Genomic DNA, 15,403 nt, shown 5'->3' on the forward strand with positions numbered 1-15,403 from the left:
CACCGGCTCCCGGTCCGCCGTCGTCACCTGATCTCGATGGTGATCGTCGAGCCCTTGGGCGCACTCCGGCCGCCCTCGACGGACTGGCTCTTGACCTCGTCGCCGAACAGGCCGAGCAGACCGCGGTCCTCGTCGACCTCGAACCCGGCACCCTCCAGCGCCTGCCGGGCGTCGTCGACGCTGTCGCCGACCACGTCCGGGACCTCGATCATCTCGGGGCCCTTCGACAGCGTCAGCGTCACCGTGTCGCCCTCGGCGGCGGTGCCGGACGCCGGTGACTGGCGGACCACCTGGCCCTTGTCGTACTCGGAGGAGTTGACCCGTTCGGTGGCGATCTTCACCTTGAGGCCGGCCTCGGTCAGCTCGGACCGCGCGTCGGCCTCGTCCGAGCCGGTGACATCGGGGATGTCGATGGGGGCGCCCTTGCTGACGACCAGCGCGACGGCCGTGCCCGCGCGCACCTTCGTGCCGTCGGCCGGGCGCGCGGAGACCACCGAGCCGCGCGGCACGTCCTCGCTGAACTCCCGGGTGACCATGCCCGGCTGCAGCCCGTCGTCCTTCAGCAGGTCCCGCGCCTCGCCCAGCTTCCGGCCCGCCAGAGCGGGCACCCGCACGGTCTCGGGGCCGTCGGAGACCGTGATGCCCACCGAGTCGTTGCCGCGGATGCGCGTCCCGGCCTTCGGGTCGCTGCTGATGACCTGGCCGCGCTCCACGGTGTCGCTGTAGGCGTGCTCCACCTTGCCGAGCTCGAGACCGGCGTCCCGCAGCCGGTCCTCGGCCTGCTCCTGGGTCTTCGCCAGCAGCGGCGGGACCTCGGTGAACTGGCCGGAGTTGATGTACCAGACGCCGACACCGAGGCCCAGCACGAGCAGGACTGCGACGACGATCACCGCAGGGCCGCGCAGCGGCCCCCGGCGGCGCCTGGACGGCGGGGGCGGCGGCGGGGACGCGAAGCGGCTGGTGCGGTCCAGGGCGGCGGAGGCCTCGTCGTCCCCGTCGGCCGGCAGCGGGCGAGGCGTGGTCAGGGCGCGCGGGATCACGGTCGTCCGGTCGTCGCCGTTGTCGTGGTCCACCGCGAGCGCCTGCGGCGGCACGGCGTCCAGCTGCTCCTCGTCGAGCCGGCCGCGCCCGTCACGGACCTGCGCGAGCAGCGCTACCGCGTCGTGCGGACGGAGGGCCGGGGTGCGGGCCGTCGCCGAGGCCACCATCGCGTCCAGCTCGTACGCCATGCCGGGCACGGCGGCCGAGGGCGGGGGCACGTCCTCGTGCAGGTGCTTGTAGAGGATCACGGCGGGGGAGTCCCCGTCGTGCGGCTTGTCGCCGGTCAGCATCTCGTACAGCATCACGCCGCACGCGTACACGTCGACGCGGGGATCGGCGGTGCCGTCCTCTATCTGCTCCGGGGCGAGGTACGAGACCGTGCCGAGCACGGTGCCGGTGGTGTTCGTCACCGTGTCCACGGCCCGGACCAGGCCGAAGTCGGCGACCTTCACCCGGCCGTCGTCCCCGATCAGGACGTTCTCGGGCTTCATGTCGCGGTGCACGAACCCGGCGCGGTGCGCCGCGCCCAGTGCGGCCAGCACCGGCTCCAGGATGTCCAGGGCGGCCCGCGGCTGCAGCGCCCCGCGCTCGCGCAGCACGTCCCTCAGGGTGCAGCCCGCGACGTACTCCATCGCCAGGTACACGTACGAGCCGTCGGTGCCCTGGTCGAAGACCTGCACCACGTTCGGATGGGCCAGCCGGGCCACCGACTTCGCCTCGCGGATGAACCGCTCGACGAACGAGGCGTCGACCGCGAGCGAGGGGTGCATCACCTTGAGCGCGAGGACCCGGTCGAGCCGGGTGTCCACGGCCCGGTAGACCGTGGCCATCCCGCCGACCGCGATCCGCGCGTCGATGCGATACCGGCCGTCGAGCACCTGCCCGACCAAGGGGTCCTGAAGGGTCGTGTCCACGCAGGCGAGTGTACGAGCCACGACCGACAGCCCCGTCCCCCCGGCTGTTTCCGGGGCGCGACTGCAGCCGACCTGTGACGTGTGCCCCTACTGGAAAGCGGGACGCTCCGGGTCCAGCGCGGCCAGGCCCTCCGCGGGCGACGACGCCTGCGCGAAATGCCGCCGGGGAATCCGCCCGGCCCGGTACGCCAGCCGCCCCGCCTCCACGGCGTGCCGCATGGCGTCGGCCATCAGCACGGGTTCCTGCGCCCGCGTCACCGCCGAGGCCAGCATCACGCCCGCACACCCCAGCTCCATCGCCAGTGCCGCGTCCGACGCCGTCCCGGCGCCCGCGTCCAGGATCACCGGTACGCGCGCGTGCTCGACGATCAGCTGGAAGTTGTGCGGGTTGCGGATGCCGAGCCCGGAGCCGATCGGCGAGCCCAGCGGCATGATCGCGGCGCAGCCCGCGTCCTCCAGCTTCCGCGCGAGCACCGGATCGTCGTTGGTGTACGGCAGCACCGTGAACCCGTCGTCGACCAGGGTCTCGGCCGCCTCCAGCGTCTCGATCGGGTCCGGCAGCAGTGTGCGCTCGTCGGCGATGACCTCCAGCTTGACCAGGTCCGTGCCGAGGGCCTCGCGCGCCAGGCGGGCCGTGAGGACGGCCTCACCGGCGGTGAAGCAGCCCGCCGTGTTCGGCAGCACCCGGATACCGAGCCTGTCGAGTACGGACAGCACCGAGCCGTGCACCGAGGCGTTCACCCGGCGCATCGCGACCGTCGTCAGCTCCGTCCCGGACGCGACCAGCGACCGCTCCAGGACGTCGAGGCTGGGCGCCCCGCCCGTACCCATGATCAGACGGGACGTGAACGACGTACCACCGAGGACGAACGGATCGTCGGCCATGATCAGCCTCCCTGGACGGCGGTGAGGACTTCCACGCGGTCCCCCTCGGACAGGGGCGTGGAGGGCCACTGGGTACGCGGGACGACGGTTTCGTTGAGGGCGGCGGCCACGCCCGAGGGTGAGGCCGTGAGCGACCTCACCACGGTGTCCAGAGCCGTGCCGGGCCCGACGTCCCGGGGCTCGCCGTTGACGGAGATGTTCATGCGGGCTGCTCCGTGAGTGCGGTGGCGGGGCTGAAGCGCTTCGGGGTGAAGGGGCGTGCCTCCTCGGGGAGTTCGCCCGTCGCCAGGACGTGCGCCATGGCGTCACCGGTCACCGGGGTGAGCAGGACGCCGTTGCGGTAGTGCCCGGTGGCCAGCAGCAGCCCCTCCAGACCGGTGGGTCCGAGCAGGGGCGCGTTGTCGGGGGAGCCGGGCCGCAGCCCGGCCCTGGTCTCGGTGAGCGGCAGCTCGGTGATGCCCGGGACCAGCTCGTGCGCGTCCCGCAGCAGCTCGTACACGCCGCCCGCGGTCACGGTGGTGTCCCAGCCCAGCTCCTCGCTGGTGGCCCCGACGACCAGTTCGCCGCTCGCACGCGGCACCAGGTAGACGTGGCTGCCGCGCACGACCGCGCGCACGGTCCGGCTCAGGAACGGCCCGTGCCGCTGCGGCATGGTCAACCGCAGAACCTGCCCCTTCACCGGCCGCACCGGAGGCAGCACGTCCTCCGGGACGCCGGCGAGCCGCCCGCTCAGACTGCCCCCGGCGAGCACCACCTGCCCGGCGGCGGCCTCGGTCCCGTCGGCCAGGACGGCACCCGTGGCCCGGTCCCGGACGACGGTCAGCCGCTCCGCCCACGTCGGGTGGAAGACCACGCCCGCCCGCTCGCACGCGGCGAGAAGGGCCCCGGCCAGCCGCCGGGGGTCGATCTGGTGATCGCCGTCGACCCGCAGCCCGCCGCGCACGCCCGGCGCGAGCATCGGCTCCAGGCGCCGGCAGTCGCGCCCGGACAGCCACTGCGACTCCAGCCCCGACTGCTGCTGCAGGGCGTGCAGTTCGCGCAGGTGGGCCCGGTCGTCGGCGTCCAGGGCCACGGCGAGCGTGCCGCAGCGGCGGTAGCCGAGGTCCCGGCCGGTCACCTCGGTGAGTTCGGCGGCGAAGTCCGGGTACCGCCGGGCGGAGGCGAGGTTCAGACCGAGCAGGGTCTGCTCGCCGTAGTGCAGCTCCGTGACGGCGGCCAGCATGCCGGCGGCGACCTGCGCGGCCCCGCCGCCCGGCTCGGGGTCCACGACGGCCGTGGCGAACCCCCGTTGCGCGGCCCGCCAGGCCGTGACCAGGCCGATGATCCCGCCCCCGATGACCAGGACGTCCGACGATGCGGACGTGGATGTGGACGTAGGCGACATGGGCGTCCAGCCCCTCCCTTCGCCGGCATGACCCGGATCAGGTTCGTACGGTCGGAGGCCGCCAGCCTCCCTCTCAGCCCGGTGCGTCCGGGCTCCCGCGAGTGCTTTACGTTGGCCACCCTAGCCCGATGCCCGGTCCCGCAGTAAGGGAGCCTCAGCCCATGGCCCGATCCCTCGACGGTCTCGTCCTCGCCCCGGTCGCCGACCAGGCACCGGGCCAGGTGGGGACCCGCACCCGGTTCACGTACCACGAGCGGGAGGGCGAGATCTGGGCCGAGTACACGGGCGGCGACGTCGTACGCGGGCACCTCGTGGGTACCCGGGAAGGTGACCGGCTGGACTTCCGGTACGTCCAGCTCAAGCGGGACGGCACCACCTCCTCGGGGCACTGCGTCTCGGCGGTCGTGGAGCTGCCCGACGGGCGGGTGCGGCTGGAGGAGACCTGGGAGTGGGAGTCCCAGCGGGGCAACGGCACGAGCGTTGTGGAGCAGGTCACGGCGCATGAGCACTGACTGACAGAACGTCAGGTGTCTATGGTGATCAGGTGAGCGAGCAGACGCAGGAACCAGGTCCGTCCGCACCGCGGCGCGTCGTCGTGGCGGGTGCGGGCATGGCCGGGGTGCAGACCGCCGTAGCCTTGCGCGAGCAGGGCTTCACCGGCGACGTGATCCTCATCGGCGCCGAACCCCACCAGCCTTACGATCGGCCCCCGTTGTCCAAGGCCGTTCTGCTCGGCAAGTCCGAGGGATCCGCCTTCGACGTCGACTTCGAAGCCCTCGGCATCGAACTGCGGCTCGGCTGCGAGGTGCTGGGCCTGCGCCCCGCCGACCACGAGCTGGACACCGAGGGCGGGCCCGTGCCGTACGACGTCCTCGTGGTCGCGACCGGCGCGGAACCCGTCCGGCTGCCCGGCACCGAGGGCGTGCCGGGTGTGCACCTGCTGCGCACCCTGGACGACGCCGAGCGGTTGCGGCCGGTGCTGGCCCGTCAGCACGACATCGTGGTCGTCGGCGCGGGCTGGATCGGTGCGGAGTTCGCCACCGCGGCGCGCGAGGCGGGCTGCGCGGTGACCGTCGTAGAGGCCGCCGAACGCCCGCTCGCCGGGGCGCTGCCCGCCGAGGTCGCCGCCCCCATGGCCGGCTGGTACGCCGACGCGGGCGCGGCCTTGCGGACGCACGCGCGCGTGGAGCGCGTCGAACCCGGTGTCGTCGTCCTCGACGACGGCTCGCGGCTGCCCGCGGGCGCGGTCGTCGTCGGCATCGGCGCCCGCCCCGCCACGGCCTGGCTGGCCAGCTCCGGGATCGAGCTGGGCACCCACGGCGAGATCGAGGCCGACGAGCATCTGCGCACGGCCGTGCCGGATGTGTACGCGGTCGGCGACTGCGCCTCCTTCCCCTCGGGGCGCTACGGCGGGCGCCTGCTGATCCACCACTGGGACAACGCCCTCCAGGGGCCGCGCACGGTCGCCGTGAACATCGTCGGCGGGGCCACCGGGGAGCCGCCGGCGGTGTACGACCCGGTGCCGTACTTCTGGTCCGAGCAGTTCGGGCGGTTCGTCCAGTACGCCGGGCACCACGCGGCCGCGGACACCACCCTGTGGCGGGGCGACCCTTCCGGTCCGGCCTGGACGGTCTGCTGGCTGCGGGGCGAGAGGCTGGTCGCGCTGCTCGCGGTGGGCCGGCCCCGGGACCTGGCCCAGGGCCGCCGCCTGATCGAGTCCGGCACACCGATGAACCCGGTGCTGCTGGCGGATCCGGCCAGGCCCATGAAAGCGGCGACGGCCCAGCCGCCACCGCCTCGGTGAGGGCCGCGGGGTGGTGCGTCCGGGCGCGGCGCGTCCGCCCTTGTGGACCGGTCCGACTTCCGACTGTCACTGGCAAATGGCAGGCTGGTTTCCGTGACCGAGATTGACGCAAAGATCGATGCTCTCGTCCCCGCCTGGCTCACCCTCCCCGACATCGCCGAGCAGCTCGGCGTCGAGGTGACGCGTGTGCGGCAGCTGGTCAAGGAGGGCCAGCTCATCGCCGTACGCCGAGGTGAGAACCGCGCGCTGCACGTCCCTGCCGCCTTCATCGACGGGGACAAGGTCGTCAAGGGCCTGTCCGGGACCCTGACGCTCCTGCGGGACGACGGCTTCACGGACGAAGAGATGCTGGAGTGGCTCTTCACCCCGGACCCCAGCCTGCCCGGCACCCCCGCGCAGGCGCTCAGCGAGAATCGCGGCACGGAGGTGAAGCGCCGCGCCCAGGCGCTCGCGGTCTGACCCGGCCGCGACGGGACAACCGTCCGGTGCCGTGCGAGCGGGGCCGGACCTGAACAACCGCCCGACGTGAGGGCCGTGACCCGAGGGGTCACGGCCCGGGGGCGGCTCGCGCCCTGTGCGGGGCTGCGAGCGTCACCGGCGTGGCTACGGATGCCACCGGCACGCCATCACCACCGGGGCTGCGGCGGTCAACGGCGTGGTCGGCGGGGCTGCCGCGGGCAGGCCATGACCACCGGGGCTGCGGAGGCCGACGGCGTGGTCGGCGGGGCTGCCGCGGGCAGGCCATGACCACCAGGGCTGCGGAGGCCGACGGCGTGGTCGGCGGGGCTGCCGCCGGCCGGGGCAGGCGTAAGGTGCCCGAGGCGTTCGCGGCGCGACAGGTGCGTCCCGCGCCGCACGCCGTCCACGCGGGCCCACCCGCACGCCACGACACCCAGGGGGACACGTATGACCGGCACCGCCGCCACCGCCCGGGCCCAGCTCGCCGACGCCCGGGTCTACCTCTGCACCGACGCGCGCAAGCGGCAGGGCGATCTCGGGGAGTTCCTCGACGCCGTGCTGACCGGCGGGGTCGACATCGTGCAGTTGCGGGACAAGGGCATGGAGGCCGCCGAGGAACTGGAGCACCTGGCCGTCTTCGCCGACGCCTGTGCCCGGCACGGCAAGCTCCTCGCGGTCAACGACCGTGCGGACGTCGCCCACGCCGCCGGCTCCGACGTCCTGCACCTCGGCCAAGGCGACCTCCCGGTCCCCGCGGCCCGCGCGCTCCTCGGCGACGACGTCCTGATCGGCCGCTCCACCCACGCCGAGTCCGAGGCCGCCGCGGCCGCCGTCCAGCAGGGCGTGGACTACTTCTGCACCGGCCCGTGCTGGCCGACCCCCACCAAGCCCGGCCGTCACGCGCCCGGCCTGGACCTCGTCCGGTACACCGCCGGTCTCGGCACCGACCGCCCCTGGTTCGCCATCGGCGGCATCGACCTCGGCAACCTCGACCAGGTCCTGGAGGCGGGCGCCCGGCGCGTCGTCGTCGTACGGGCGATCACCGAGGCCGACGACCCGGGAGCCGCGGCGGCCGAGTTCGCGAAGCGGCTGCGGGAGGCATAGGGCCGGTCCGAACGACAGGCCGGGGCGAGACGGTTGTCCAAGGGATGGACAACAAGTGGACAATCCGGTCAAATCGCGGCCCGCGGTTGGGGGACCGACCTCCCCTGGCTAACCTGCCCGTATGGCCCTCGGCACCGCATCCATCAGGTCGGACCACGCCCGCACCGTCCGCGACATGCTCGCGGCCGGCAAGACGACGTACTCGTTCGAGTTCTACGCCCCCAAGACCCCGAAGGGCGAGCGGAACCTGTGGAACGCGCTGCGCCGGGTCGAGGCGGTGGCGCCCGACTTCGTCTCCGTGACCTACGGCGCGGGCGGTTCCACCCGCGCGGGCACGGTCAAGGCGACCGAGGCGATCGCCTCCGACACCACCCTCACCCCGATCGCCCACCTCACCGCGGTCGACCACTCGGTGGCCGACCTGCGCAACATCATCGGCCAGTACGCCGACGCCGGGATCCGCAACATGCTCGCCCTGCGCGGCGACCCGCCCGGCGACCCGATGGGCGACTGGGTGCCGCACCCCCGCGGCCTGGCCTACGCCGCCGAACTCGTCGAACTGATCAAGGCCTCCGGTGACTTCTGCGTGGGTGTCGCTGCCTTCCCGGCGATGCATCCGCGCTCCCTCGACTGGGACACCGACGTCCGCCACTTCGTCGACAAGTGCCGGGCGGGCGCGGACTACGCCATCACGCAGATGTTCTTCCAGCCGGAGGACTACCTCCGGCTGCGCGACCGGGTCTCGGCCGCCGGCTGCGACACCCCGATCATCCCCGAGGTCATGCCGATCGCGAGCGTGAAGACGCTGGAACGGATCGGGTCGCTCACCAACGCCGCGTTCCCGGCCGCCCTGAAAGAGCGGATCCTCACAGCAAAAGACGATCCGGCCGCTGTACGCTCCATTGGTATCGAATTCGCCACGGAGTTCTGTGCGCAGCTGCTCGCCGAGGGGGTGCCCGGCTTGCACTTCATCACGCTCAACAACTCCACCGCGACACTGGAAATCTACGAGAACCTTGGCCTGCACCACTCACCGCAGGCCTAGACCGTTCGCACCGGTATACGACACACTGCGTAGCGGCCACTGGGAGAGGGGCGTACATGGGCTGGGCGGTCCTCTACATCGCGTTCGGCATCGTCGCGCTGTGGCTGCTGGGCGAGGTGCTGCTGCAGTACAAGGCGCGGCTGCGCTGGCGGCTGCTGGCCTTCGTCGGGTTCCTCGGTGTCGTCGTCGGTGTTCTGATCCCGTCGGTCGTCGTGATCGGCCTCGGCGCGGCCGCCTTCGCGGTCGGCCAGACCTACGTCACCCTGTCCTTCCGCAGCGGCTTCGCGTCCGGCTGGGCCATGAGCGCGCCCGCGCTGGGCGGCGGCAAGCGCCGCCCCCGTGAGCGCGGCCGCCAGGAGCCCACCCTGGAGGTCTCCGGCCTGGAGGCCGAAGGCGGCTACGACGGCGAGGCCGGTGCCTACCGCCGCGACCCCGCCCCCCACGGCCAGGACGACGACTACGACCGGGACGACGTCTTCACCCCGGCCCGCCCCCTCCACCAGCCGGCGTCCGCCGAGGCCACCGCCGTCTACGAGCCGCAGCCCATGCCCGAGGACACCGGCTCCTACGGCGTCTACGACCACGGGTACCAGTCGGGGGGACAGCAGTCCCACGACCAGTACGCGGCCCAGGCCGCCGACCAGTCCTACGGCTACGACTACTCCGGCCACGGCCAGCAGCAGGGCTACGACGCCACCGATCAGCAGCAGTACGCCGCCTACTCCGACCCGTACATCGGCTCGTCGAACTACGGCCAGGGCACGTACGACAGCACGTACGGCGACCAGCAGTACTACGACCAGCAGAGCTACGGCCAGCAGAGCTACGGCCAGGACCAGTACTCCGGCACCTACGGCGGCGACAGCCCGCCCGACGGGGTGTGGGTCCCGCAGCAGCGCAACACCGACGAGTACGGGCAGGAACTGCCGCCGGAGCAGCCGTACCCGTACCAGAGCGGTGGGCAGCAGCCGCAGGGGAACGGGTACGACGAGCAGTACCGTTTCTGAGAGCAGTACCGTTTCTCGAGCCACTTGAGCCCGAGCCCTTCCGGGGCACTGTGCTCATTGCGAGCCGCGGAACTCCGGCCCTTCCACGATCAGTCCCGCCACCAGCGCGCCCGACATGCCCGCGTGCGGCAGTCCGCCGCCGGGGTGGGCCCAGCCGCCCACCGTGAACAGGCCGGGCACCCGCGTGGTGTTGGACGGATGCAGCAGCCGCCCGCCGCCCGCCGCCAGGGCCGGCACGGGCACCGCGCCACCCTCCGCACCCGTCGTGTCCGCGATGTCGGCCGGGGTGCGCACCTCGTGCCAGAGGAGGCGGTCACGCAGGCCCGGTACGGCGCGTTCGGCGACGGTGATCATCCGGTCGGCGAGGTCGGCGAGGTCGGCGTGAGTCCGGCCGGGCCGCGTGGGCACCACCGTCGTGAGCGTGACCGCCTCGTGGTCCGCCGGGGCGGTGCGCGGGTCGTCGGGCCGTAGCACCGTGACCGTGGGACGGGAATCTCCGGCCGCCGTGCCGAACAGGGCGTCCAGCTCGGCCTCACGGTCCTGGGCGTGCACCACCGTGCGGTGTGCCGTGCCCTCGGGGCGGGCACCGCGCAGGGCCAGCAGGAGGGTCAGCCGAGAAGCGGCCGCCGGCTGCGGCGGCACTTCGCCGTCTCCCCGTACGACGGTGCCCGCCGTCAGCCGGGCCAGTGCGCCGGGCGCGACACCGGCCACCACGAAGTCCGCCTCCGCGACCGACCCGTCGGCGAGTTCCACCCCCGACACCCGGCCGTCCTTCTCCGGCACACCGATGACGTCGGCGCCGAAGTGAAACTCGACCCTCCGGGCCAGACACCGCTCGTACACCGCCCGCGCCAGCTCGCGCAGGCCCCCGCGCACGTACCAGGTGCCGAAGGCGTGCTCCAGGTACGGCAGGACGGCCGCGCTCGCCGGGGTGACCCGGGGGTCCAGACCGTGGCCGAGAGCGTGACTTTCCAGGAGGGCCGCGAGCCGGGGGTCGCGCAGCTCCCAGGCGCCGATCTCGGCGAGTGTGCCGGCCCGGCGGGTGCGCAGCAGCCGCTTGTGGGGCACGGCCGGGTAGGGCTCGCGCTCGGCCAGCACCTGCCAGTTCGGCCACAGCGGCTCCTCCAGCAGCGGCCGGCGGGTCCGGTCCCAGGCCTCGCGGGCCCGGACCAGGAAGTCGCCCCAGCGCTTCCCCGCGTCGGCGCCGAGCCCCTCGTCCAAGGCGGCGACGACGCCCGCGCGTGAGGCGTTCGGCAGCGAGACCTCGGTGCCGTCCGCGAACACGTGCCGGGCCGACGGGTCGACCTGGACCAGCTCGACACAGGACTCCAGCGGCTCCTTGCCGGTCTTGACGAACAGGTCGCGGTAGACGGCGGGCAGCGGCAGCAGGGCGGGGCCCGTGTCGAAGGAGAACCCGTCACGCTCGAAGCGGCGCAGGGCTCCGCCGTAAGTGTCCGTCCGCTCGTACACCGCCACCCGGTGGCCCGCGACGGCCAGCCGGGCGGCAGCCGTCAGCGCGCCCATGCCGGCGCCGATCACCGCAATACGTGCCATGCCAGGGACTTTATCGGCCCCCATCGACAGACCCCGCCGACAGCCCCACCGGCCGCCCTCGCCGAGGGCCCTGTACGCACGGGCGCGGAGGCGGACGTCACCAGGCGGCGACCGAGCGTTGTGGGTCTCTGTGCGCAGGACTGAGTACGTATACCTAGCCGGGGAGTTGAGTACGCGCGCGGATGGGGGACGACCTGCAAGGACGAGAGAGTGGAGACACGGAGAGGGGCACGGCTCCGGCACCGGCGACACGGGGCGCCGGAACGGAGCCGGCCCACGATCCGCTCCTTCCGCCGACGGTGTCGGCGGGAGCGAGGCACGGGGGAGAGCCGGGGGACGACCGCACGGGGGTCCTGCGGGGGGAACGTACGGGGGAGCAGGAAAAACGGGGGAGCACGGAAGGCGCCGGTTCGAGGTGGCCCGCGGGGGACGCGGCCACACCGGACCGGCGCTTTCACATGCGCACGCGACGGTGGGTCAGCGGCAGCCGCTCACCCGCCCCTGGAGCAGCCGCGACAGGGCCGCGTGGACGTCGTCCAGGGAACGCTCGGGCTGGAACGACTTCCAGTCGAGCGCGGCGACCAGGACCATGCCGACCAGTGCGGCCGCCGTCAGCGGCACGTCGATCTCCTCGCTGAACTCACCGCCCGCGACGCCGTCCCGCAGCACGTCCTCCACGACCGCGACGGCCTGCTGGCGGACCACCATCAGGGTGGACTGCCAGGTCCGGTTGGTGCGCCACAGCTCGGCGACGTACAGCTGGGTGAAGGCCGGGTAGCGGTCGATGAAGACCAGCCCCGCGCGGATCATCGCGTCCAGGGCGTCGACCTTGCCGCCGCCCTCCAGCGCGGTCCGCTCGGCCGCCTCGCGCAGGGAGGCGGTCAGCAGACCTACCCCGTGCCGCAGCAGTTCCTCGAAGAGGACGGACTTGCTCGCGAAGTTGTAATAGACCGTGCCCTTCGCGACCCCGGCACGCTCGGCGATCTCGTCCACGGTCGTGGCGGAGAACCCCTGCTCGGCGATGAGCGTGACGGCCGCCTCGTAGAGCTTCTGCCGGGTGGCCTCGCGGCGCGTGCTGCCGCCCGACGCGGCACTGCTGCTTTCCATGGCCCTGATTGTCACAGGAACCTTTCCGGGGGACGTGACGGTGGGGAGGCCGGCGGGCACGGCGGTGGGGCTCACAGGCTCAGCTCCGGGTGCAGCCGGTCCAGCGTCCACACCTGACGGCGGCGGGCCGCCACGGCGGTCAGCGCGAGGGCGCCCGCGGTGAACGCCGTCAGCACCACGCACGCCTGCCACACCGGTTCGAGTCCACCGCCGGTGATGAGCCGCCTGAGTGCCTCGACGACGTAGCTCATCGGCAGGAACGGGTGGAGCGCGTTGAAGAACCCGGGGCTGGTCTGCACGGGGTACGTGCCGCCCGCCGAGGTCAGCTGGAGCATCAGCAGCGCGAGGACCAGGATCCGGCCCGCCGCCCCGAAGCGCGCGTTCAGCCACTGCACGATCGCCGCGAAGCACGCCGTCACCAGGAACAGGAAGCCCACCGTCCCGGCCGCCCGGGCCATCTCCAGGCCGACCGCCCAGTGCAGCACCGACATCAGCGCCGCCGTCTGCAGCACCCCGATCGCCACCACCGGCAGCCAGCCCGACAGTGCGATGCGCCACGCCGGGGCGCCCGCGGCCAGCGCTCGCCGGTTCATGGGCGCGATCAGCATGTACGCCACCATCGCACCCACCCACAGGGACAGCGGGATGAAGTACGGTGCGAACCCGGTGCCGTAGTTGGGCGCCTTGTGCAGGTCCTGGGAGGCGAGCCGCACGGGGTCGGCCATGACCTCGGTGCGCCGGTCGCGGTCCTGCTCGTCGTAGTCGGGGATCTTCTCCGCCCCGTCGTGCAGGCCGCCGGCGAGCTTCCCGGAGCCGTCGACGAGCTTGAAGATGCCGCCGTTGAGGTCGTCCGCGCCCGTCTTCAGCTTGCCGACGCCCTTGTCCAGGCCGACGGCCCCGGTCTTGGCCGTGCCGATGCCCTTGTGCAGCTTCTTCGCGCCGGCGGCGACCTCGGCCGCCCCGTCGTTCAGCGCGTTGATCTTCTTGACGGCGTCGGTGAGGTCCTCGGAGAGGCGCGGTGCGCGGTTCGCGAGGGCCTGGGACTGCTTCTGGAGGGTGGCGAGGTTCTTGTCGAGCTTGTCGAGGTCGCCGTTCTGGTCCGCGATCAGCGTGTTGAGGTCGTCCGCGATGGTGGTCACGTCGGCGGCCGCGTCCTTGGCCTTCTTCAGGTCGGAGCAGGCCGCGTCGGGCAGGACGGGATCGTCACAGCGCCGGGCGTAGACGTCGTTCAGCGTGCCGGAGGCCGCCCGGGCGCCCTTGGCGGCGGTCGGGGCCGTCTTCACCAGGGTGTCCAGGTGCTTGCGGATCACCCCGGAGGAGTCGGCGACCAGCTGGGCGGTGTCCCCGATGGTCTTCTCGTTGCCCTTGAGGAAGGGGCCGACCTTGTCGGCGGTGCCGTTGACCCGGTCGGCGAGCTTCTGTGTGCCTTCCGCGACCTGTTTCGAGCCGTCCTCCAGGTCGCCCGCGCCCGTGTGGAGCTTCTTCAGGCCGGTGGCGAGCTTGCCGCTGACGCCCTTGGCGTCCTTCAGGCCGTCGGCGAGGTCCTTGGAGCCCTTCTCGGCCTTGTCGATACCGCCGTTGAGCCGGTCGGCGCCCTCCGCCGCCTTCACGGTCTTGCCGTGGATGTCGGAGAACGACACGAAGATCTTGTCCAGGAACGACCGGGACGTCTTCGTGGACGCCGCCTGCCGGACCTCGCTGAAGACCGTCCGGGAGATCTGCCCGACGATGTAGTTGTTCGCGTCGTTCGTGTGCACCTGGAGGGCGCCGGTCTCCGGGCTGTTCCCCGAGCTGGAGGCGATCCGCTCGCTGAAGTCGGCGGGCAGGGTGAGCGACAGGTAGAAGGTGCCGTCCTCGACGCCCCTGCGGGCCTCGGCGGCACTCACTTCCTGCCAGTCGAAGGTCTTGCTGTCGTGCAGGCCCTTCGTGATGTCGTCGCCCGCCGTGATCTTCTTCCCGTCGGCGGTCGCCCCCTTGTCGTCGTTCACCAACGCCACCGGGATCTTGTCCAGACGGCCGTACGGGTCCCAGAACGACCACAGGTACAGCGCGCCGTACAGCAGCGGCAGCACCAGCAGCGCGACCAGAGCGGCGCGCGGCAGCTTCCCGCGCCCGAAGCGGCGCAACTCAAGCGCGGCCAGTCTCGGCGAGCGCATCGGCCGTCTCCTCTCCCTGGTCAGCCTGGTCAGCCTGGTCAGTTTGGTCAGCCTGGTCCGGCTCATCGGCCTTCTCGGCCTGGTCCGGCTGGTCGGTCGTCTCGGCCTCGCCCGGCCGGTCGTCCCCGGGGGCCGGGTTTTCATGGCTCTGCGCGGTGGAGACCCTGACTGCACCCTCGGGGGCCTCGCCGAACACCGCCACCACCGTCGTCCCCGCGTCGGCCAGGGACCTGAGCAGCGCCCGGACCTCCTCCCGCTCACCGTCCGAGAGCTTGAGGTCGGCGTCGTCGACGCCGAGCAGCCGCGGCCCGCCGACGAGCGCGAGCGCGATCGACAGCCGCAGCGCCTCCAGGCGCTCCAGATCCCGTACGGCCGTGCGCGGCCCCTTGGGCAGGGACTCCAGGTCGAGCCCGGCCGCCTCCAGCGCGGCGTCGACGCGCCGTCGGGCCTCGGCCGCCCGCTCGCCGCGGGGCCGCAACAGCCCGCGCAGCGATGCGCCGAACCGCCGCTGCAGCAGCGCCCGTTCCCGCAGGTGCTCGCCGACGGTCAGTGCGGGGTCGAGGTCGGTGACCCCGGGGACGTGCGCCAGCGCGCTGATGCCGCGCACGGCCGCCATCTGCTTCGGCAGCCTCGCGTCGCCCACGGCTGCCGTGCCCTCCGAGACCTTCATCCGCCCCGTCAGCGCCAGCAGCAGGCACGTCCGGCCGGACCCGGACGGGCCCTCGACCGCGACGAGCGCACCCGGCTCGGCGTCGACGGAGACCTCGCGGACCGCCCACCCCCGTGGCCCCTTGATCCCGAGGCCGTCGGCGGCGATCCGCACCCCTCCCGCCTGTTCCCCCACGAGACTCCCCTGAATTTGAACTGACTGGTCAGTGCAAAAACTACTCCGAACCTACGAGCGAAGCAAAACAGCAGGTCAGAACGGATTGTCAGTGCCATA

14 protein-coding genes and 1 riboswitch are annotated in these 15,403 nt (G+C 72.8%); of the genes, 6 read left to right on the forward strand and 8 right to left on the reverse strand.

Annotation, left to right across the window (positions count from 1 at the left end; all coding sequences use genetic code 11):
* Positions 1–23 precede the first annotated feature (23 nt).
* From pknB to thiO, 4 genes are all read right to left on the reverse strand, one after another.
* A complete protein-coding gene (gene pknB / locus ACFY5B_RS15885; protein WP_389969296.1) occupies positions 24–1,955 on the reverse strand; it encodes a Stk1 family PASTA domain-containing Ser/Thr kinase in 1,932 nt (643 codons plus the stop codon).
* Between the two features lie 87 nt (positions 1,956–2,042).
* A complete protein-coding gene (locus ACFY5B_RS15890) occupies positions 2,043–2,840 on the reverse strand; it encodes a thiazole synthase (protein ID WP_389969298.1) in 798 nt (265 codons plus the stop codon).
* Between the two features lie 2 nt (positions 2,841–2,842).
* Positions 2,843–3,043 (reverse strand): sulfur carrier protein ThiS, encoded by a 201-nt coding sequence (gene thiS / locus ACFY5B_RS15895; RefSeq protein ID WP_053671923.1) that lies wholly within the window; start codon positions 3,041–3,043, stop codon positions 2,843–2,845.
* Entirely contained in the window at positions 3,040–4,224 is a 1,185-nt protein-coding gene (gene thiO / locus ACFY5B_RS15900; RefSeq protein WP_389969301.1) for a glycine oxidase ThiO, read from the reverse strand. Before thiO ends, thiS begins: the two co-directional genes overlap by 4 nt.
* A riboswitch (TPP riboswitch) is annotated at positions 4,222–4,333 on the reverse strand. Its footprint overlaps the gene before it by 3 nt.
* Positions 4,334–4,385: 52 nt before the next feature.
* Between thiO and ACFY5B_RS15905 the strand changes: the two genes are divergently transcribed.
* From ACFY5B_RS15905 to ACFY5B_RS15930, 6 genes are all read left to right on the forward strand, one after another.
* On the forward strand, positions 4,386–4,736 hold the full coding sequence (locus tag ACFY5B_RS15905) for a hypothetical protein (RefSeq protein WP_389969303.1): 351 nt from the start codon (positions 4,386–4,388) through the stop codon (positions 4,734–4,736).
* Positions 4,737–4,768: 32 nt separating this feature from the next.
* Positions 4,769–6,028 carry an NAD(P)/FAD-dependent oxidoreductase gene (locus ACFY5B_RS15910; protein ID WP_389969305.1) on the forward strand — a complete coding sequence of 420 codons (1,260 nt, stop codon included), beginning with the start codon at positions 4,769–4,771 and terminating at the stop codon, positions 6,026–6,028.
* A 93-nt stretch (positions 6,029–6,121) separates the two neighbouring features.
* Positions 6,122–6,487: an Rv2175c family DNA-binding protein gene (locus ACFY5B_RS15915; protein ID WP_053671919.1), complete on the forward strand. Its 366-nt coding sequence runs from the start codon at positions 6,122–6,124 to the stop codon at positions 6,485–6,487.
* Positions 6,488–6,934: 447 nt separating this feature from the next.
* A complete protein-coding gene (thiE, locus tag ACFY5B_RS15920; protein ID WP_389969307.1) occupies positions 6,935–7,591 on the forward strand; it encodes a thiamine phosphate synthase in 657 nt (218 codons plus the stop codon).
* A gap of 121 nt (positions 7,592–7,712) precedes the next feature.
* On the forward strand, positions 7,713–8,636 hold the full coding sequence (metF, locus tag ACFY5B_RS15925; RefSeq protein WP_355826525.1) for a methylenetetrahydrofolate reductase [NAD(P)H]: 924 nt from the start codon (positions 7,713–7,715) through the stop codon (positions 8,634–8,636).
* A 56-nt stretch (positions 8,637–8,692) separates the two neighbouring features.
* Positions 8,693–9,643, forward strand: a complete 951-nt coding sequence (locus ACFY5B_RS15930; RefSeq protein WP_389969309.1) for a hypothetical protein — start codon at positions 8,693–8,695, stop codon at positions 9,641–9,643.
* Between the two features lie 54 nt (positions 9,644–9,697).
* Here the strand turns inward: ACFY5B_RS15930 and ACFY5B_RS15935 are convergent, their stop codons facing one another.
* The 4 genes from ACFY5B_RS15935 to ACFY5B_RS15950 all read right to left on the reverse strand — a co-directional run bounded on the left by ACFY5B_RS15935 (position 9,698) and on the right by ACFY5B_RS15950 (position 15,304).
* A complete protein-coding gene (locus ACFY5B_RS15935; protein ID WP_389969311.1) occupies positions 9,698–11,197 on the reverse strand; it encodes a phytoene desaturase family protein in 1,500 nt (499 codons plus the stop codon).
* 477 nt (positions 11,198–11,674) lie between these two features.
* A complete protein-coding gene (locus ACFY5B_RS15940; protein WP_389969313.1) occupies positions 11,675–12,304 on the reverse strand; it encodes a TetR/AcrR family transcriptional regulator in 630 nt (209 codons plus the stop codon).
* A gap of 71 nt (positions 12,305–12,375) precedes the next feature.
* Complete coding sequence (locus tag ACFY5B_RS15945) at positions 12,376–14,460, reverse strand: YhgE/Pip family protein (protein WP_389969315.1); 2,085 nt, start codon at positions 14,458–14,460, stop codon at positions 12,376–12,378.
* On the reverse strand, positions 14,432–15,304 hold the full coding sequence (locus tag ACFY5B_RS15950; protein WP_389969317.1) for an ATP-binding cassette domain-containing protein: 873 nt from the start codon (positions 15,302–15,304) through the stop codon (positions 14,432–14,434). Before ACFY5B_RS15950 ends, ACFY5B_RS15945 begins: the two co-directional genes overlap by 29 nt.
* Positions 15,305–15,403 lie beyond the last annotated feature (99 nt).

This window comes from Streptomyces sp. NPDC013187 (assembly GCF_042899705.1).
Lineage (GTDB): Bacteria > Actinomycetota > Actinomycetes > Streptomycetales > Streptomycetaceae > Streptomyces > Streptomyces hawaiiensis_A.